The organism is Sinorhizobium sp. (genome assembly GCF_059070375.1).
This window is the reverse complement of sequence record NZ_JCACWC010000003.1, coordinates 642,094-659,710: the sequence shown is the minus strand read 5'-3', so window position 1 is coordinate 659,710 and position 17,617 is coordinate 642,094. Positions and strand designations below refer to the sequence as shown.

At 62.4% G+C, this 17,617-nt stretch carries 21 protein-coding genes, 2 tRNA genes and 1 pseudogene; 7 read left to right on the top strand and 17 right to left on the bottom strand.

All coding sequences use genetic code 11. The features are described from left to right. Window positions 1-3: 3 nt before the first annotated feature. Window positions 4-993, bottom strand: coding sequence for a rhamnose ABC transporter substrate-binding protein (gene rhaS, locus AC5J09_RS15160; protein ID WP_004436001.1), 990 nt, complete (start codon window positions 991-993; stop codon window positions 4-6). A 114-nt stretch (window positions 994-1,107) separates the two neighbouring features. After that, window positions 1,108-1,920 carry a DeoR/GlpR family DNA-binding transcription regulator gene (locus AC5J09_RS15155; RefSeq protein ID WP_018094194.1) on the bottom strand — a complete coding sequence of 271 codons (813 nt, stop codon included), beginning with the start codon at window positions 1,918-1,920 and terminating at the stop codon, window positions 1,108-1,110. A gap of 201 nt (window positions 1,921-2,121) precedes the next feature. On the opposite strand from AC5J09_RS15155, the gene AC5J09_RS15150 reads away from it, so the two are divergent. The 6 genes from AC5J09_RS15150 to AC5J09_RS15125 all read left to right on the top strand — a co-directional run bounded on the left by AC5J09_RS15150 (window position 2,122) and on the right by AC5J09_RS15125 (window position 7,283). Then, entirely contained in the window at window positions 2,122-4,221 is a 2,100-nt protein-coding gene (locus AC5J09_RS15150) for a bifunctional rhamnulose-1-phosphate aldolase/short-chain dehydrogenase (RefSeq protein ID WP_494297934.1), read from the top strand. A 13-nt stretch (window positions 4,222-4,234) separates the two neighbouring features. Continuing rightward, window positions 4,235-5,527, top strand: a complete 1,293-nt coding sequence (gene rhaI / locus AC5J09_RS15145; RefSeq protein WP_494297933.1) for an L-rhamnose catabolism isomerase — start codon at window positions 4,235-4,237, stop codon at window positions 5,525-5,527. A 152-nt stretch (window positions 5,528-5,679) separates the two neighbouring features. Then, window positions 5,680-5,934 carry a GlsB/YeaQ/YmgE family stress response membrane protein gene (locus AC5J09_RS15140; protein WP_004435988.1) on the top strand — a complete coding sequence of 85 codons (255 nt, stop codon included), beginning with the start codon at window positions 5,680-5,682 and terminating at the stop codon, window positions 5,932-5,934. Window positions 5,935-6,004: 70 nt separating this feature from the next. Next, entirely contained in the window at window positions 6,005-6,193 is a 189-nt protein-coding gene (locus AC5J09_RS15135) for a hypothetical protein (protein WP_018094191.1), read from the top strand. A 78-nt stretch (window positions 6,194-6,271) separates the two neighbouring features. After that, window positions 6,272-6,733, top strand: a complete 462-nt coding sequence (locus AC5J09_RS15130) for a YbaK/EbsC family protein (RefSeq protein WP_494297932.1) — start codon at window positions 6,272-6,274, stop codon at window positions 6,731-6,733. A 160-nt stretch (window positions 6,734-6,893) separates the two neighbouring features. Then, window positions 6,894-7,283: a DUF930 domain-containing protein gene (locus tag AC5J09_RS15125; protein WP_494297931.1), complete on the top strand. Its 390-nt coding sequence runs from the start codon at window positions 6,894-6,896 to the stop codon at window positions 7,281-7,283. A gap of 283 nt (window positions 7,284-7,566) precedes the next feature. Here the strand turns inward: AC5J09_RS15125 and AC5J09_RS15120 are convergent, their stop codons facing one another. The 13 genes from AC5J09_RS15120 to AC5J09_RS15060 form a co-directional block, all read right to left on the bottom strand. Continuing rightward, entirely contained in the window at window positions 7,567-7,881 is a 315-nt protein-coding gene (locus AC5J09_RS15120) for a hypothetical protein (RefSeq protein WP_324762886.1), read from the bottom strand. A 204-nt stretch (window positions 7,882-8,085) separates the two neighbouring features. Beyond that, on the bottom strand, window positions 8,086-9,168 hold the full coding sequence (locus AC5J09_RS15115; protein ID WP_494297930.1) for a nucleotidyltransferase family protein: 1,083 nt from the start codon (window positions 9,166-9,168) through the stop codon (window positions 8,086-8,088). Continuing rightward, on the bottom strand, window positions 9,155-10,255 hold the full coding sequence (locus AC5J09_RS15110; protein WP_338278105.1) for a serine kinase: 1,101 nt from the start codon (window positions 10,253-10,255) through the stop codon (window positions 9,155-9,157). The genes AC5J09_RS15115 and AC5J09_RS15110 overlap by 14 nt, the downstream gene beginning before the upstream one ends. A 252-nt stretch (window positions 10,256-10,507) precedes the next feature. Beyond that, window positions 10,508-10,583 (bottom strand) — tRNA-Phe (locus AC5J09_RS15105). A gap of 241 nt (window positions 10,584-10,824) precedes the next feature. After that, the gene (gene yacG, locus AC5J09_RS15100) at window positions 10,825-11,037 is read right to left on the bottom strand and encodes a DNA gyrase inhibitor YacG (protein WP_018094182.1); all 213 of its coding nucleotides are present in this window, start codon (window positions 11,035-11,037) and stop codon (window positions 10,825-10,827) included. Window positions 11,038-11,041: 4 nt separating this feature from the next. Then, a complete protein-coding gene (locus AC5J09_RS15095) occupies window positions 11,042-11,662 on the bottom strand; it encodes a Maf-like protein (RefSeq protein WP_494297929.1) in 621 nt (206 codons plus the stop codon). Window positions 11,663-11,759: 97 nt separating this feature from the next. Then, complete coding sequence (gene infA / locus AC5J09_RS15090; RefSeq protein WP_004435948.1) at window positions 11,760-11,978, bottom strand: translation initiation factor IF-1; 219 nt, start codon at window positions 11,976-11,978, stop codon at window positions 11,760-11,762. 157 nt (window positions 11,979-12,135) lie between these two features. After that, window positions 12,136-12,615, bottom strand: a complete 480-nt coding sequence (locus AC5J09_RS15085) for an arsenate-mycothiol transferase ArsC (protein WP_100669629.1) — start codon at window positions 12,613-12,615, stop codon at window positions 12,136-12,138. A gap of 13 nt (window positions 12,616-12,628) precedes the next feature. Next, a complete protein-coding gene (locus AC5J09_RS15080) occupies window positions 12,629-13,105 on the bottom strand; it encodes a UPF0262 family protein (RefSeq protein WP_018094178.1) in 477 nt (158 codons plus the stop codon). Beyond that, a complete protein-coding gene (gene hisD / locus AC5J09_RS15075; RefSeq protein ID WP_494297928.1) occupies window positions 13,102-14,406 on the bottom strand; it encodes a histidinol dehydrogenase in 1,305 nt (434 codons plus the stop codon). Before hisD ends, AC5J09_RS15080 begins: the two co-directional genes overlap by 4 nt. A gap of 64 nt (window positions 14,407-14,470) precedes the next feature. Next, a complete protein-coding gene (locus AC5J09_RS15070) occupies window positions 14,471-14,911 on the bottom strand; it encodes a DUF2948 family protein (RefSeq protein ID WP_494297927.1) in 441 nt (146 codons plus the stop codon). A gap of 154 nt (window positions 14,912-15,065) precedes the next feature. Beyond that, on the bottom strand, window positions 15,066-16,358 hold the full coding sequence (gene murA / locus AC5J09_RS15065; protein WP_275596795.1) for a UDP-N-acetylglucosamine 1-carboxyvinyltransferase: 1,293 nt from the start codon (window positions 16,356-16,358) through the stop codon (window positions 15,066-15,068). Window positions 16,359-16,527: 169 nt separating this feature from the next. Further along, the gene (locus AC5J09_RS15060; protein WP_494297926.1) at window positions 16,528-16,743 is read right to left on the bottom strand and encodes a hypothetical protein; all 216 of its coding nucleotides are present in this window, start codon (window positions 16,741-16,743) and stop codon (window positions 16,528-16,530) included. Window positions 16,744-17,004: 261 nt separating this feature from the next. Here AC5J09_RS15060 and AC5J09_RS15055 point away from each other — a divergent pair. Further along, a tRNA-Thr gene (locus AC5J09_RS15055) sits at window positions 17,005-17,079 on the top strand. A gap of 94 nt (window positions 17,080-17,173) precedes the next feature. Here the strand turns inward: AC5J09_RS15055 and AC5J09_RS15050 are convergent. Both AC5J09_RS15050 and AC5J09_RS15045 read right to left on the bottom strand, forming a co-directional pair. After that, window positions 17,174-17,458 (bottom strand): copper-binding protein, encoded by a 285-nt coding sequence (locus AC5J09_RS15050; protein WP_494297925.1) that lies wholly within the window; start codon window positions 17,456-17,458, stop codon window positions 17,174-17,176. A 21-nt stretch (window positions 17,459-17,479) separates the two neighbouring features. Continuing rightward, window positions 17,480-17,614: pseudogene (locus tag AC5J09_RS15045) on the bottom strand (cupredoxin domain-containing protein); the annotation flags it as partial. Window positions 17,615-17,617 lie beyond the last annotated feature (3 nt).

The window sequence follows — 17,617 nt, the reverse complement described above, 5'->3', positions numbered from 1 at the left end:
CGATCAGAAGATCTTCGCGAATTCCTCGACGTTCGAGGCATCATAGACGAACGGGTCGGCCATGGCGCCTTCGTTGTTCTCGTCGAGCTTGACCGTGCCCATGCGGCCCATCTTGAGTTCCGCGCCGGGCTTGGCTTCGGCACCGTTGATGAGGTCGTAGGCGATCATCGTTGCCGAATAGCCGAGGTCGATCGGATTCCAGATGGCGAAGGACTTCGAGGCGCCGGACTTCACGTGTCCGGCCATTTCGGAGGGAAGGCCCAGACCGGTGACGTTGATCTGGCCGATCTTGCCGGCGTCGGTCACGGCCTGCGCCGCGGCGACGATGCCGACGGAGGTCGGCGCTATGATGGCCTTCAGGTTCGGATGGGACTGGATGAGCCCTTGCGTCTCGCGATAGGACTTGTCGGCCAGGTCGTCGCCATAGACGGTGGCGACCACATTGATGCCCTTGTAGTTGCCCTGGACCTTCTTCATTTCGGCGATCCACGTATTCTGGTTGGTCGCCGTTGCGGAGGCCGAGAGCACTGCGACGTCGCCGCCTTCGGGCAGATTGTCGGCGGCGAGCTTGATGATCATGTTGCCGATCAGCGGGCTCGAGGACGGGTTGAGATGCATCAGGCGGCCTTCCTTGGCCACACCCGAATCCCAGGAGATGACTTTGATGCCGCGGTCCATCGCCTTCTTCAGCGCGGGGACGAGCGCGTCCGTGTCGTTGGCAGAAACCGCGATCGCATCGACTTTCTGGGCGATCAGCGAGTTGATCACTTCGATCTGGCCTTCGGCCGTCGTCGAGGTCGGGCCGGTATAGATGATCTCGACGTCGCCGAGTTCCTTGGCCGCTTCCTGAGCGCCCTTGTTGGCCGCTTCGAAGAAGCCGATGCCCAATGCCTTGACGACAAGGGCGATCTTCTTGTTCTCCGCATGAGCGGCGTTTGCCATCAGCGCCACGGCGACGGCGGCCGTAACCATCAATGATTTTAGGACTTTCATCGTTTTTCTCTCCTCCCATGGGCCCGCATCCGGAGTGGCTGCGTCTTCCTGCCCGAACAATCATTTCCCGATCTTCACCTGGAAGCTCGGGACATCAGCTCCTCTCCCCATGCTTCATGCGGGTGTCGAAGCCTTTTCGGCGTCGGCCTTGGCGCTCTGAGCGGCGACGATCAGGCTGACGCCGGCATTTTCAAGCATCGAGGCATGTCTGTCCTCGATACCCGAATCGGTAATGACGGTGGCGATGCGCTTGAGACCGCACAGAATGAGACTCGAGCGCCTGTGAAATTTCGAGGAATCGACGAGCACGACGAGGTCGTCGGCCTGGTCGATCAGCTTCTGCTCAGCCTGGATCAGCAGCGGATCGGCCTCCATCAGCCCGAGAGGCCCCAGCCCCTGCGCCCCCATGAACATGCGCCGCGCATAGAAGTTGCGCGTCACGTCGTTCTCGAAGGGGCTCAATATGATGTTCTGCTCGCGATAGATCGTCCCGCCCGACAGCATGACGGTGTTCTTGGAATGCTTGAGCAGGTGCTCGGCGATCGGGAAGGAATTGGTGAAGACCTGCATCCGGCGATTGGCGAGGAAATGCACCATCTGAAAGGTCGTGGTGCCGCCGTTGATGATGATCGGTTCGCCGTCCTGACAAAGCGCCACCGCTTCCCGGGCGATCGCCTGCTTCTCCCGCGCATGCAGGCCTTCGTTCACCCGGAAGGGGCGGCCGGCAAGGCCTACGAACTGCGGAGGGTTGATCGCTTCGGCACCGCCCCTGACACGGCGCAGCCGCTTTTGCACATGCAGTGCCGCGATGTCGCGGCGGATCGTCGCCTCCGAACTGCCGGTGAGATCGACCAGTTCAGGCACGGTTGCGACCGGCTTTTCCTGCACCGCCGACAGGATGATCCTGTGTCTCTCTTTCTCGTGCATGCGCTCCTCCGATGCTCTGCATGCTTCCATCCCTTCCGAGCATTGTCAATCACAACCAATCATGTTTTTTCATTGTGCGGCGCATCATGAAAGTTTTTGATCGTTTTTGATTGACACCGGGGTAATCACCGTGTGATCTGGTGCCAATCATAGGGCCGCGGTTCCAAGTTGCGGCAGCCAGATCAGCGGGAGGAGTTCGACATGCTCGACAAGCACCAGGGCGCGCGCCTTGCCAATCTTTGGGATGAGGGTAAGGCGGCAGGAATGACCGAGCCGGAAAAGCTCCTCTACCGCTCGAACCTCCTCGGATCGGACAAGCGGATCACCAATTACGGCGGCGGCAATACCTCCGCCAAGGTCATGGAAAAAGATCCGCTGGCCGGCGAAATGGTCGAGGTCCTCTGGGTCAAGGGCTCCGGCGGCGACGTCGGCACGATCAAGATGGACGGCTTCTCCACCCTCTATATGGACAAGCTCCGCGCGCTGAAGGGCATTTATCGCGGCGTCGAATTCGAAGACGAGATGGTCGGCTACCTGCCGCACTGCACTTTCAACCTCAACCCCCGCGCCGCCTCGATCGACACGCCGCTGCACGCCTATGTTCCGAAGCCCCATGTCGATCACATGCATCCCGATGCGATCATCGCCATCGCCGCCTCGAAGAACAGCAGGGAACTGACGAGCAGGATCTTCGGCGACGAGATCGGCTGGCTGCCGTGGAAACGGCCCGGCTACGAGCTCGGCCTCTGGCTTGAAAAGTTCTGCAAGGAAAACCCGGATGCGCGCGGCGTCGTGCTCGAAAGCCACGGCCTCTTCACCTGGGGCGACACGGCGAAGGAAGCCTACGAGACCACGATCGAGATCATCAACCGCGCCATCGCCTGGTTCGAGACCGAGAACACGGGTCCCGCCTTCGGCGGTCGGTCCAAACCGGTGCTCGCCGCCGCCGATCGCGCCGCGATCGCCAAGAAGCTGATGCCGGTGATCCGCGGTCTCATCAGCGCGGGGGAAAGCAAGGTCGGTCATTTCGACGACAGTCAGGCGGTGCTCGATTTCGTGACCTCGACCAGCCTCGAGCCGCTGGCGGCGCTCGGCACAAGCTGCCCCGACCACTTTCTTCGCACCAAGATCCGACCGCTGGTCGTCGATTTCGACCCGACGCAGCCGGATGTCGGAAAAACCCTTGCGGGCCTGCCCGAGGCGATCGCCACCTATCGCGCCGACTACGCAGCCTATTACGAGCGCTGCAAGCGCGCCGACAGCCCGGCCATGCGCGATCCGAACGCGGTCGTCTATCTGGTGCCCGGCGTCGGCATGATCACCTTCGCCAAGGACAAGGCGACGGCGCGCATCTCGGCCGAGTTTTACGTCAATGCGATCAATGTGATGCGCGGCGCGTCCGGCGTGTCGACCTATGTCGGGCTGCCGGAGCAGGAAGCATTCGATATCGAATACTGGCTGCTCGAAGAAGCCAAGCTGCAGCGCATGCCGAAGCCGAAGAGCCTGGCCGGGCGCATCGCGCTCGTCACCGGAGGCGCCGGCGGGATCGGCAAGGCGACGGCCAACCGGCTGATGCAGGAGGGCGCCTGCGTGGTGCTTGCCGATATCGACGAGACGGCGCTCGAAGCGGCTCAGACCGAGCTTTCCACCCGCTACGGCAAGGACTTCGTCCGCTCCGTCAACATGAACGTCACGAGCGAGGCGGCCGTCGAATCGGGCTTCGGGGACGCGATCCTCGCCTTCGGCGGCCTCGATATTCTCGTTTCCAATGCCGGCCTCGCCACGTCGGCGGCGGTGGAGGACACGACGCTGGCGCTCTGGAACAAGAACATGGACATTCTCGCGACCGGCTACTTCCTGGTCTCGCGCGAGGCTTTCCGCATCTTCCGCAACCAGAAGGCCGGCGGCAATGTCGTTTTCGTCGCCTCCAAGAACGGGCTTGCGGCCTCGCCCGGCGCGTCGGCCTATTGCACGGCCAAGGCGGCCGAGATCCATCTCGCCCGCTGCCTGGCGCTCGAGGGGGCGTCGGCGCAGATCCGCGTGAACGTGGTCAATCCCGACGCGGTTCTGCGCGGCTCCAAGATCTGGACCGGCGAATGGAAGGAGCAGCGCGCAGCTGCCTACAAGATGGACGTCGACGAGCTGGAGGCGCATTACCGCGAACGCTCGATGCTGAAGCTCAGCGTCTTCCCGGAAGATATCGCCGAGGCGATCTACTTCCTGGCTTCCGACATGTCGGCGAAATCCACCGGCAATATCGTCAATGTCGACGCGGGCAATGCCCAGTCCTTCACCCGCTGACCGGGAGGCTCCGATGACCCTGATGATCAGCACATCCCTCCTCGATTTAGAGAATGCAAGCCGCCGGGACGGGCTCACACGCGACTACGAAAGCCTGGGCGAGCGGCTCGCCCGCCGCGGCATCGATATCGATGCGGTGAAGGCCAAGGTCGCGGCCTACGGCGTTGCCGTCCCCTCCTGGGGCGTCGGCACCGGCGGCACGCGCTTTGCCCGCTTCCCCGGCCCCGGCGAGCCGCGCAATATCTTCGACAAACTTGAAGACTGCGCCGTCATCCAGCAATTGACGCGGGCGACGCCGGCCGTGTCGCTCCATATCCCTTGGGACAAGGTCTCCGATCTTGGGGCCCTGAAGGAGAAGGGCACGGCGCTCGGCTTGAGCTTCGACGCGATGAACTCGAACACCTTCTCGGATGCGCCCGGCCAGGCGCATTCCTACAAGTTCGGCTCCCTCTCCCACACCGATCCCGCGACCCGACGCCAGGCGATCGAGCATAATCTCGAATGCGTCGAGATCGGCAAAGCGCTCGGCTCCAAGGCACTGACCGTCTGGATCGGCGACGGCTCCAACTTCCCCGGCCAGAGCAATTTCACCCGGGCGTTCGAACGCTATCTCGACTCGATGAAGGCGGTTTACGCGGCGCTTCCGGATGATTGGCGCATCTTCACCGAGCACAAGATGTTCGAGCCGGCCTTCTATTCGACGGTCGTGCAGGATTGGGGCACGAACTACCTGATCGCACAGGAACTCGGGCCCAAGGCCCTCTGCCTCGTCGACCTCGGGCACCACGCACCGAACGTCAACATCGAGATGATCGTCGCCCGGCTGATCCAGTTCAAGAAGCTCGGGGGCTTCCATTTCAACGATTCGAAATACGGGGACGACGATCTCGACACCGGATCGATCGACCCCTACCGCCTGTTCCTCGTTTTCAACGAGCTCGTCGATGCGGAGACACGCGCCGCGGACGGTTTCGATCCGGCCCATATGCTCGACCAGAGCCATAACGTGACGGATCCGATCGAAAGCCTGATGACGAGCGCCATGGAGGTCGGCCGTGCCTATGCTCAGGCGCTGATCGTCGACCGTAACGCACTTGCAGGCTATCAGGAGGAGAACGATGCGCTGATGGCATCAGAAACACTGAAGACTGCCTTCCGGACCGACGTCGAGCCCATCCTCGCCATGGCCCGTCTGGAAAATGGCGGCGCCATTGCGCCGGTTTCCGCCTACCGGGCAAGCGGCTACCGCGCCAGGGTGGCAGCCGAGCGTCCTGCAGTCGCCGGCGGCGGCGGCGGCATCGTCTGAACCGCGCCGGCAGCGACTCCCTGCCAGAAGGGGAGAAAGTCGCGGGCGGCGGCGAAGAAGGCATTCCCCGCCGTCAAAAATACGATGCGCGACTTCTATCGCATTCGAAAAGATGGTTTATCCTCTCCTCAGATACAACGAGAGGGTGATTCATGGGCATTGAAAGCATTCTGGTATTCCTGATCGTCGGCGCGGTTGCAGGCTGGCTTGCCGGTTTGATCGTCAGCGGAGGCGGCTTCGGTCTGCTCGGGAATATCGTGATCGGCATCGTCGGCGCCTTCATCGCCGGCCTTCTCTTCCCGGCCATCGGGATCAGCATCGGCACCGGCATCTTTTCTGCCATTATTCACTCGACGATCGGAGCCGTGATCCTTTTGGTGCTGATTCGCGTCGTCAAACAGGCCTGATCCGCGTTACCCCCATACGGTCCGCGCCAAACGCGGACCGGCCATCGCAAGCCAACGAGCGGAGGCGAAAATGACCGAACTCTACGCGGAAAAGATCGAGGACGCGCTCAAGTCCTACATCGCGGACCACCCCGGCACCCTGACGCGCGAACAGGCGATCTCCACCATCCTCGAAACCTGGTTCGCAAGCAACGGCTACCTGCCGTCGCAGCAGGAAGGGATGCGTCCCGAAGATCTCGATGCTTCGAACGACGACTGAAATGTGCCGCGCCTGAACGGCGGTTTTTAGCCCTGTGCCGCGCCGACGCAAATTTGATCCAAATTACAGATTGCCGAAATGAGCCTCGCTTCCGTCAAACAGTTCTTTTCCCGGCACGCACCGGACATCGACGTCATCGAGCTGGAGCAGAGCACCGCCACCGTGGCGCTCGCGGCAGAAGGCCATGGCGTCGAACCGGCGCAGATAGCCAAGACGCTCGCGCTCCGGGTGGGCGACGAAATCATCCTGATCGTCACGCGCGGCGATGCGCGCCTCGACAACAAGAAATACAAGGCGCGGTTTGGAACCAAGGCGCGCATGCTCGGCTTCGACGAGGTCGAGGCGGAAACGGGCCATCCGGTCGGCGGGGTCTGCCCCTTCGGGCTCGCCAAGCCTCACAGCATCTATTGTGACGAGTCTCTCAAGGCTTTCGACGTGGTCGTGCCCGCAGCTGGTGCGACCAACGCCGCCGTCCATATCAGCCCGAAGCGGATGGCCGAGCTGACCGGTGCAAAATGGATCGACGTCTCGGCGGTGTAGCGTCTACATGCCGCGGCACGCAGTGGTCTTGGGCAGTGGTCTTGGGCAGCGGCCTTGGAATGGCCACATAGTTTAACTGAATGCTGACAACTCCCCCACCCCGCGAAGCAGGCCGATGAGTCGGAATGCACCGCGCTGTAGATCTGGAGCGGTACGGAGAATGAAATCACGCGCATGCGCCCTCGCCCTCGCCACATTGGCGGCATGCCCAACGCAAGCGATGGACCGGTCCCTCGTCCGGCAATTCGAGAAGCTCGATCCCCAGACGCGGCTGGAGCAGCGTTGCGATACGGAAGCGATGGAGCGGATCGGCGCCGACAAGAGCCGGTTCAAACCGGACAAGGTCATCGCCTATACCTTCGCCGATCCCGTCATGAAAGGCGACAGGATGAAGGCGACGGGCGCGGTATTCCGAAGCAAGGGCGACTGGTACAAACTGGCATTCAGGTGCAAGACGGATTCCGAGCACCTTGAGGTGCTGTCCTTCGAATACAAGATCGGAGAACGTGTGCCGCGGGAGAACTGGGACCAGCTCTATCTTTATCCCTAAGGGAGCCGCACAGTCATCGCGATCTAGACGATCGCCATCAGGAACACCAGGGACCCGAGCGACAGTGCGGCGATGATGCTCATCAGCACCTTCATCATGTGTTCCGTCATTTCGTACATCCTACCCAGCTCCTCAGGAAGACGAATGCCGCACCTGCGCCGGATCGACGGGCCAGCCGGCCCGTGATCATCGGCGTCAAGAATTTTGTAAGAAATTGGTTAACAAATCACCTTCATTGGCGTGATCCGGCTTGCTCCGGCCCACGACCCGCATTGGCGAGCGATTAACGCAAGACCCCGCCTGACTTCGAACCGCCCTGCGACTGCCCGGCTCCCGGGCCGCCCTGCGACACGCCGCCGCCATGCGAGCTACCGGGATTTGTTCCGTCCGGTCCGTTGCCGTAGCCATTGTTGCCCTTCGGGCCGCCACCGCCGCCGCCACCACCCGACTTGGCAATTGCATTCGATGTAAGGCTGGTCGAAAGCAGCATGGTGACTGCGGGGGGCGTCACCACCGCGAAGCGCCCACAATTCTTCAGAAATTCACGCCGGTCTTCGTCGCTGCGCGACGGCAGTCCGTTTGGCATTTCGGAACTCATGGACGCCTCCCCCTGTGCGTTGACTATTTCGCCGAATTTACAGTAAAGTTTTTCTGGACAATAGTGTTACATTTGGGTGCTTCCCGCAATATAGAATACTATATAATCAATTATAATTAGTCATATATAGCTACAAAGATTTATTCTGGTGTACAATCAAGAACGTTACAGGAAATCGGCACCCTTCAGTCATCAATGTCCACTCTAGATCTTTCCGGACGGTCTCGACCGAAAGATGCGTCGGAGCTCGCGGAGTTTCCGCTTAGCCTCCTGGCGCCGCGACGGGTATGACTCACCGCCGTACCGGTCCCAGGACGGGTAGTGGGCGATCTCGGTCAGGAGCGTGAAAACGGTGAAGGGGACGAAGAGATAATCCCTTCCAAGCTGGACGCGTCTGCGTTGCAATTGAAGCCGCGGCAGCTTCCCGGCGGACAAAGCGGACGCCCCACCTATCCCGAACAGCATGTCGGCTGTCAGAATTTGCGTCTCAACCGCATGTCTTTCGTACCCTCTGGCGAAAAGCGACATCAGATGTTCCCAGTCGACGCTGTCCGAAGCTGCGAGCTTCGACAGATCGAGAAGGTGCCGTAGATCGATCAGGCCGCGCCAGTAGTCGCCATCCTGGAACTGATCATGCAAGATCAGGAAGACGATCTGGGCAAAGGGCGACGGAACGCGAACGTCTCCCCCATCGAGGGCGATCCTCCGGCTGTGCCCATACAGCCATTCGATATCGCTGAAGGAGGCCGGCCCTTTAGGCCGGCATTGAAGATCGATGCTCCCTGCATCCGTCGGCCGCTCCAGGACTGCGGGCAGATGGAATTTGGGGTTTCCCGGCCATGAGCCGCTGCCGGCGGCAAGGCGGATCTCGTAACCGATGTCCTGCAGTGCTCCAATCGATGAAGCCATGTCGGCGGGGCGGACGAGAATATCGAGGTCGGTCAGCATCCGCGCGCCGATCTCGTCCGGCTTCTGTGCAACCAGGATTGCCGCACCCTTCATGAGAACCGGCTCAACGCCGATGCGGTCGAGGCATTGGACCGCCTCGGTCAGTTGCGCCAACAGTCTCCTGTTGCGCTCCGCGTTCCTGTCGTAAATCAGAGAGAGGTAGCGGCGGACATCCTCGGGCAGGTCCACCGCATATTTCCTCGCCGCGAGAGCGAGCGAGGATATCGTCAGGCTATCATTCGCAAGCGCGATGACGTGCTCCCAGTCCACGTCAGCCGGAGGCTTGCCGTTGAGGCAGGATGTGAGCGCAAGAAGGTTTCGATAGCTACGTCCCGTCATGGTGCCTGCTCAGTATTTCTACGGCCTCGTCCAGCCGCATATAGGAAAGCTCTACGGCACTGGCGCCGCGAATGGCGTTCAGCAGGGCGTCGAACTGCGACAGATCGAGGCGCCGTGTCGGCGTAAAGGCGCCGAGAAAGAGTTCCGACAGAACCCGCGCCGGTTCGACCGCGGCAAGCTCCGTCCGGCCTTTGCGCCGGCGCAGCAGCACGATGGTGCCAAGCGGTACTGCATCGTCAGACGCAAAGGGGATCGACGCGAGGTAGCGGACATATCGATTGTCGAGGCGGCGATGAACCGGCGCCGCTTCGATCGTGCCGCGCAGGCCTTCGAGGAGACCCCATGAGCCGCGCTTCAGAGCAGGGGCGAAGGGAACGCCCCGCAGCAGGCCGTCCGGCCTCATCAGCGCGATATCGTCGCCGCCGCAGGCAAAGCCTGCTTCGAGGAGCGCGAGCGCGAGCGTCGACTTGCCCGCGCCCGGCGCGCCGCAAATCAGAAGCCCCTTCCCGCTCTTCACCAGGAGCGCGGCATGAAGCGCGACCGTCGTGCCGAGGCTTGCAAGCACATCCTCCGTCAGCAACGCTTTCAGCGCCGGCACCGCTTCGTTGGCCGCGACGATCATGCCGGGGGAACGGTTGCGGCTGACGCACACGCGGTTGCCGAACTTCGCCACCGCATAGGAGACCGAAGGCTTCAGGCCCTCTGACGCCTGATGATCGAATACGGGCAGGATGAGATCGAGGAGGCCTCTATCGTGATATGCTATCGAGACGGCGGCTCCATGCATGTCCAGCACATGCGTGTGTATCGGCTCCCCGTCCTCGGCGTCGAAGGCAATCTCCAGCAGACCCTCGCGGGACATATAAAGGAGATAATCCCGCACCGATTTTCGCGCTTCGGCCCGGCCGGCGCCGCGTGCCACGAGATCGGCCTCTAGCCGGCGCTGCGACATGGGTTCGCCGAGAAGGCAGGTGAGATACGCGGTAAGGTCGTCAACCTCAAAAATCTGCTGCGACGCTTCGACGAAAATCGTCTTGCGCTGTCCGAGCAGAAAAAATCGTGCCCCGTCGGAGACGCGGAATTTCATTCCAACCCCCTCGCGCTGCCGCGTGCCTCGGCATGTTTTCGTATTTGTGGTCGAAAATTCGCGATCCCGCCAGCCCCGACACGGCGTCCACGGCAGAGGATTCAATGGGATACTGCTAAAGATACATCGTTCGGCAGCGAAAATAAGCAGCTCGAGTTAAGGCCGCGGATGGAGTGCCGTGGCCTCGGGCTGTCCGCGCGCATCGGAAGGCTCAAGGAGCTTCTTAAAAAACTCAATGATTTGAAAGTAAAATGGTGCCCGGAGGCGGATTTGAACCACCGACACGCGGATTTTCAATCCGCTGCTCTACCAACTGAGCTATCCGGGCATCCTGCCTTGACGGCGGCAGTCTCCTTCGGGAAACCGCTGGGGCGTGTCGTTCGCCCCGGAAGCGAGCGGGGTTATAACATCTTGTTCGGCCGTGTCCAGCACCAAATGACTCTTTTTCGAAGGAATTTAGCTGGCTGCGGAAAGATGGAGAAAGTCGAAGGAATTCAGAGAGATCGCCGGCGTCCGCGAATTCCCCGGGGCCCGCTCCGAAATAACCGATGTTCGGGTGGAGCGAAGAATTACCGTTCGTCGCCGTCGTCGGCCTTCGACTCGTCGTCAGCGACCGGGATCGCATAGGAACCGGACAGCCAGCGATTGAGATCGACGTTACGGCACCGCTCGGAGCAGAAGGGATAATGCTCGCGCACGGACGGACGTCCACACTCCGCGCAGGGACGCGTTGCGCGCAGGGGTTCTACGTTCGACCCGTTTTTCTTGCCTTCGCCGCGCATCTTCTCAGCCTTCCAGCCAACGATCGTGCACGTCGTACCCTTCGCCGAACAGGAGATTGACGGTCTCATAGAGCGGCAAGCCTACCACATTGGTGTAGGAGCCGACCAGCTTCACGACGAAACCTCCGGCAATTCCCTGGATACCATATCCGCCGGCCTTGCCGCGCCACTGGCCGGAAGCGAGATAGCTCTCGATGTCGAGCATGGAAAGGCGTTTGAAGCGCACCTTGGTGTCGATCACCTTCTGACGAAGCGTGCGGTCGGGCGTGACGAGGCAGATGCCCGTATAGACGCGGTGGCTGCGGCCCGACAGAAGATGCAATGCGCTCGACGCCTCGCTCACCAGTTCCGGCTTCGGCAGGATACGGCGGCCGACGCAAACGACGGTGTCGGCTGCGAGAATGTAGCTGCCGTCCCAGGCCGGGTCGCCGGTAATCGCAGAAAGCGCCGCCTTCGCCTTTTCAGCCGAGAGCCGCCGCGCAAGCGAGCGGGGGTGTTCCGAACGCTTCGGCGTTTCGTCCAGGTCCATAGGCATGAGGCGCGCGGGCTCGATTCCCGCCTGCGCCAGGAGCTCGACACGACGCGGCGATCCGGACGCCAGTATCAGTTTCTTGGTCACTGCCATCGATGCGAGCCGTTATTCCCGGAGTTTGTGCCATGCTCGTGCATATCGCTGCCCAAAATCGCTCAGCACTTTTGGGCGACGTCCATTCGGCCGGGGCCTACTTGAAGCGGTAGGTGATGCGACCCTTCGTCAGGTCATAGGGCGTCATCTCGACGAGGACCTTGTCGCCGGCCAGAACGCGGATACGGTTCTTGCGCATGCGGCCCGCCGTGTGGGCGATGATCTCGTGCTCGTTTTCAAGCTTCACGCGAAAAGTCGCGTTGGGAAGCAATTCGGTGACCACGCCCGGAAATTCTAGGACTTCTTCTTTCGCCATGCAGGACTGTTCTTTCTCGTGCTCAATAGCGGATGCAACAGGCATCCTCGAAAAGTTGCCGGAAACTACACAATCGCCGCGGCTTTGTGAACCGCTTTGATCAGGCTTTTTCGGGTACCCGATCCTCGCGCATCGAATCGCGGCGCGAGGATCGGAATCATGCCGCCGGAGGACTGCCTTTCTGGGGGCTTTCCACGGCGAGACGGCTTGCGATCAGCGTCGCGAGATGATCGCGCACCGCCCGGTAGGCGGCCACGATCTGCTCCCTTGTGCCGGTCGCAACGGTCGGGTCGGGTGTCGGCCAGTATACCACATCCACCGCCATGGATCGGGTCAATTCAAGGGCCATGTGGTGGGCTTCGGGCGCCAGCGTCACGATGAGGTCGAAGTAATCGTCTTCGAGCTCTTCGAGCGTGCGCGGCTGATGCCGGCCGATCGTCAGCCCGACCTCTTCGAGAACCACGTCTACGAAGGGATCCCGCTCGCCCTGCCGGACGCCGGCGGACGCGACGTAGGTCCCCTTCGGGAGCGCCACGCGGGCGAGCGCCTCGGCCATCGGCGAACGGATGGCGTTCATGCCGCACATGAAAAGAACCGAGCGGGGCGCTTTCGATTGCGGCGTGGCGGTCGCGATCATCTCCGCCTCCCCGTCAGCCGCGCCAGTACAGCACGCAGACGAGCGTGAAGAGCCGGCGCGCCGTATCGAAATCCAGTCTGATCTTGCCCGAGAGCCGGTCCATCAGGGTCTGAGAACCCTCGTTGTGGATGCCGCGCCGCCCCATGTCGATCGCCTCGATCTGGCTCGGCGTCGCCGACCGGATCGCCTGGTAATAGCTTTCGCAGATCATGAAGTAGTCCTTCACGATACGGCGAAAGGGCGTGAGCGAGAGGATGTGGGTGGCGACCTCGGTACCGCCATCCGTCGAAATCCGGAAGACCAGCTTCGCGTCGACCAGCGACAGATTGAGCCGATAGGGGCCGCCGGAATGCCCGACGGGTTCGAACAGGTTATCTTCGAGCAGGTCGAAAATCGCAACCGCGCGCTCATGCTCCACATCCGGCGTCGAGCGGCCGATCGTCTCGTCCAGCACGACATCGCAGAGCCGCAGGTTGCGATCGGCCTTCATCCCTCTTCCCCGAGATTGAGGCGGATGGCAACCGATCGGGCATGGGCCTCGAGGCCTTCCGATCTTGCCAGCGCGATCGCGGCGGGCCCGAGAATGCGTAACTGATCCGGGCCGAGCCGCAGGATCGAGGTTCGCTTCACATAGTCGAGCACGCCGAGGCCCGAGGAGAACCGCGCCGAACGCGCCGTCGGCAGTACGTGGTTGGAACCGCCCACATAGTCGCCGATGACTTCGGGCGTGTGCCTGCCGATGAAGATCGCACCGGCATTGCGGATCGCGGGAACCATCGAGTCCGGATCGGCCGTCGCCAGTTCGAGATGTTCCGGGGCGATGCGGTTGGCGAGCGGCACGGCCTTGTCGAAATCCGGAACCAGGATCACGGCGCCGAAATCGCGCCAGCTCGCTGCCGCCGTGTCGGCGCGCGGCAGCGTCTTCAACTGACGCTCCACCGCCTTTTCGACCGCATCGCCGAAGGCCGCATCGTCGGTGATCAGGATCGCCTGCGCGCCGGCGTCGTGCTCGGCCTGGGCGAGCAGGTCAGCGGCGATCCAATCCGGATCGTTGTCGCGGTCCGCGATCACCAGCACTTCCGACGGCCCGGCGATCATGTCGATGCCGACCGTGCCGAAAACCTGCCGCTTGGCGGCCGCAACATAGGCATTCCCAGGGCCGACGATCTTCGCAACCGGTTCGATCGTCTCGGTGCCGTAGGCGAGCGCGGCCACGGCCTGCGCGCCGCCAATGCGGTAGATCTCCTCCACACCGGCAAGGCGGGCGGCTGCGAGCACCGCCGGGTTGATCGCCCCGCCGCTGGCCGGCACGACCATGACGATGCGCGGCACGCCTGCGACCTTGGCCGGCAGAGCGTTCATCAGAACCGAGCTCGGATAGCTCGCCGTGCCGCCGGGCACATAGAGACCGACTGCGTCGATCGGCGTCCAGCGCGAGCCGAGGCCGACGCCCATCTGGTCTTCGTAAATGTCGTCCTTCGGCAATTGCCGCCGGTGATGCGCCTCGATGCGGGTCGCCGCGACTTTCAAAGCACCGAGCACTTCCGGAGCAACCGCGTGGATCGCCGCATCTATTTCCGCCGACGTCACCGCCATGCCCGTGACCGTGAGGTCGATTCCGTCAAAACGCGTGGAATAATCGGCGAGCGCCGCATCTCCGCGGGCGCGGACATCGTCGATGATGGTGCGCACGACGGCGTTGACGTCTTCGGAAACTTCCCGTTTCGTCGTCAGGAACGCGGCGAAATCGCGCTCGAAGCTCGTATCGAGATAGTTCAGCCTGATTGCCAATGCGATGATCCTTTTGGTGGTTGCCGGCGGGGACGCTCAAGCGGGAGTTCTCAAACCGGCGTCCTCAGGCGCCCTCGGGGTGGCGCGGCTTGAACGCCGTCTCCCAGGCGCCGCCGGTATCGGCCAGCTGCACCTCGATGCACTCCACATCGAGCGCGATCGATGCCTCGCCCGCGAGCACGAGCTCGATCGTGCCTTCCGGCCCCTGCCCCTTGACGTCGAAGCGCAGGGCGAGAAGGTCGAGCACCGCTTCCATGTCGGTGCGATCGAAGCCGAGCGACCGCACGGCACTGACGCATTTGAACAGAAGGACGGCGCGGCGCCGCTCGAAGCCGCGGCGCTTGCCCTCCGCCTTTTCCCAGGCGAAGCGGTTGACCACCAGGGTGAACTGCCGGCGCCGGGCGTCGTAGGCGATGCCCGCTACCTTGAAGACTGCGTCCTGCACATGGGCGGAGACGACGCCAAGGTCTTCCTCGTCGAGTGCCAGCAGTTTCAAAGCATCCATGCGATTCATCCCGTCCGTTTTCATGCCCCGCATTTTAGCGGGTGATCGTCAAGGACATAGGACGTTGCGCCCGAAACCGCAACGGCTCGAGCGCGGGAAGTGACCGAAAGCGTCACAGCGGCTTTGCGCACCTGATCGGACGCGCCGAGCCGGATCAGTCGCTGACGCGCTCGACATGGGCGCCGCAGCGCGTGAGCTTCTCTTCGAGGCGCTCGAAGCCGCGGTCGAGATGGTAAACGCGCGAGACCATGGTCTCGCCCTCGGCCGCCAGGCCCGCGATGACGAGCGAAACGGAGGCCCTGAGATCCGTCGCCATGACCGGTGCGCCCTTCAGCCGCGACACGCCCTCCACCTTGGCCGTCTGGCCGGAGAGCGAGATCTTGGCGCCGAGCCGCGCCAGCTCCTGCACATGCATGAAACGGTTTTCGAAGATCGTCTCGGTAATGTGGGAAATGCCGCTCGACCGGGTCATCAGTCCCATGAACTGCGCCTGGAGGTCGGTGGGGAAGCCGGGAAACGGATCGGTAACGATGTCGACCGGCTTGATGCCGGCGCCGTTGCGAACGATGCGGATGCCGTTGTTCGTCTCGCTGATCTCGGCGCCGGCGCGGCGGATCGCCTCGAGCGCCGTGTCCAGGAGGCTCGCCTCGGTGTCCTCGAGAATGACGTCGCCGCCTGCCATGGCGACCGCCATGGCATAGGTTCCCGTCTCGATGCGATCGGGCAGCACGCGGTGACGGGCGCCCGAGAGCGAGCGCACACCCTCGATGGTGACAGTGCTCGTCCCCTGCCCGCTGATCTTCGCGCCCATGGCGTTCAGGCATTTGGCAAGGTCGACGACTTCGGGTTCGCGTGCGGCATTGCCGAGCACGGTCGTGCCGTTGGCCAGCGTTGCCGCCATCATCAGCACATGCGTCGCGCCGACGGAAACCTTCGGGAACACGTAGCGCGCACCGATGAGCCCGCCTGCCGGTGCGGTGGCGTTGACGTAGCCGCCATCGATCTCGATATTGGCGCCAAGTGCTGCCAGCCCCTCGATGAAGAGATCGACCGGACGCGTTCCGATGGCGCAGCCGCCCGGCAGAGACACCCGCGCCTTGCCTTCGCGGGCGAGCAGCGGCCCGATGACCCAGAAGCTCGCGCGCATCTTCGAGACGAGTTCATAAGGCGCCGTCGTCGAAACGATGTTGCGGCTGGTGAAATGAACCGTGCGGGCATAGCTCTCGCCCTGGCGTTCGCGCCGGCCATTGACGGAAATGTCGGCACCATGATTGCCAAGGATGCGGATCAATTGCTCGACATCGGCCAGATGCGGGACGTTTTCGAGCGTCAGCGTGTCGTCGGTCAGGAGCGACGCGATCATCAGCGGCAAGGCGGCGTTCTTCGCGCCGGAGATGGGGATCACCCCGTGGAGTTCGTTTCCGCCTACAATCCTGATGCGATCCATGAGACCTCTCGAACGGGCGCTGCCCGCCTTTCTGGAAAATCGATGCCGATCCGGCATTGTTGAAGGGCGTCTCTTTAGTGGAGATGCGGTGAAATTAGAAGTGCCTTGAAAGGCGGGGTGCAGGGAAAGCGTGGACCCGGACGGCCCCGCCTGCCGCCGGTTGCAGGACCTAATCTTCCGATTGGTCCGTTTTTGCGGCAGGCAGTCCGGATGTCTCGTCCGCAGCACCAGCCCGGCGCGCACGCATCTGCTGCTTGCGCCGCTGGAGATTGTCGCGCAGGTTCTTCGCCAGACGCAGCCGCCTCGCCTCGGCCTCGCTCGAATGCCCTGCGCCCTTTGCCCGCCCCGGCGCATGCTTATTGTTATCGTCGCTCTGCATGGCCATCCATTACCGCAAAACCAGGACCTTCGGAAGCGGCAAGCCGGCCGGGTGAGAGCGAAATCGGGGAAAACCGCGAAGCTGCTTCCGAGCCGGTCCGTGCCGCAACAGGCCGCAACGGAAGAGCTTGAGCGCCCCGGACCATGTGAGCCCGCCACCTTCCCGGCGCGGCCCGCCCAAAAACTTCGAAATGCGGCTTGCGCTCTCCCTCAAGCTATGGCAATAGGCCCCTCGCCTGATGCGGCTCGTCACGAAGCGCCGCCGGATGCTGCTATAGCTCAGGGGTAGAGCACTCCCTTGGTAAGGGAGAGGCCGAGAGTTCAAATCTCTCTAGCAGCACCATCATCCCCCCCGGAAAACACTCTTTTTTGAGCTTTAAGCTTGCCGGCGAAGCCGGGATGGGGACGGGCGGCATCCCGCCGCGTCCCCATCGGAGCTACTTCACTTCGGTGACGGTCAGCTTGCCGTCGAGGCGTTCGGCAACGAATTCGATCTGGTCGCCTTCCTTCAGCTTCGACAGCAGGGCTTCGTCCTTGACCCTGAAGACCATCGTCATGGCAGGCATCTCGAGAGCCTTCAGCTCCTCATGCTTCAGCGTGACCTTCTTCGCTTTGGCATCGACCTTCTTGACGGTGGCTTTGGTGAAGTCGCCGGCGATGGCGCCGTAGGCAGTGCCGAGAGCGAGGGCGAAGGCCAGTGTGAATTTGACAGTCGTTTTCATGTGAGACCCTTTCCTGAGGATTTATTTCTGTGCGGCAGTCACGTCGCCGTGCATGCCCGCGTCGTAGTGACCCGGCACCAGGCACGCGATCTTGAAAGCGCCGGCATTGGTGAATTTCCAGACGATCTCGCCCGACCTTCCGGGGGCGAGACGGATCGG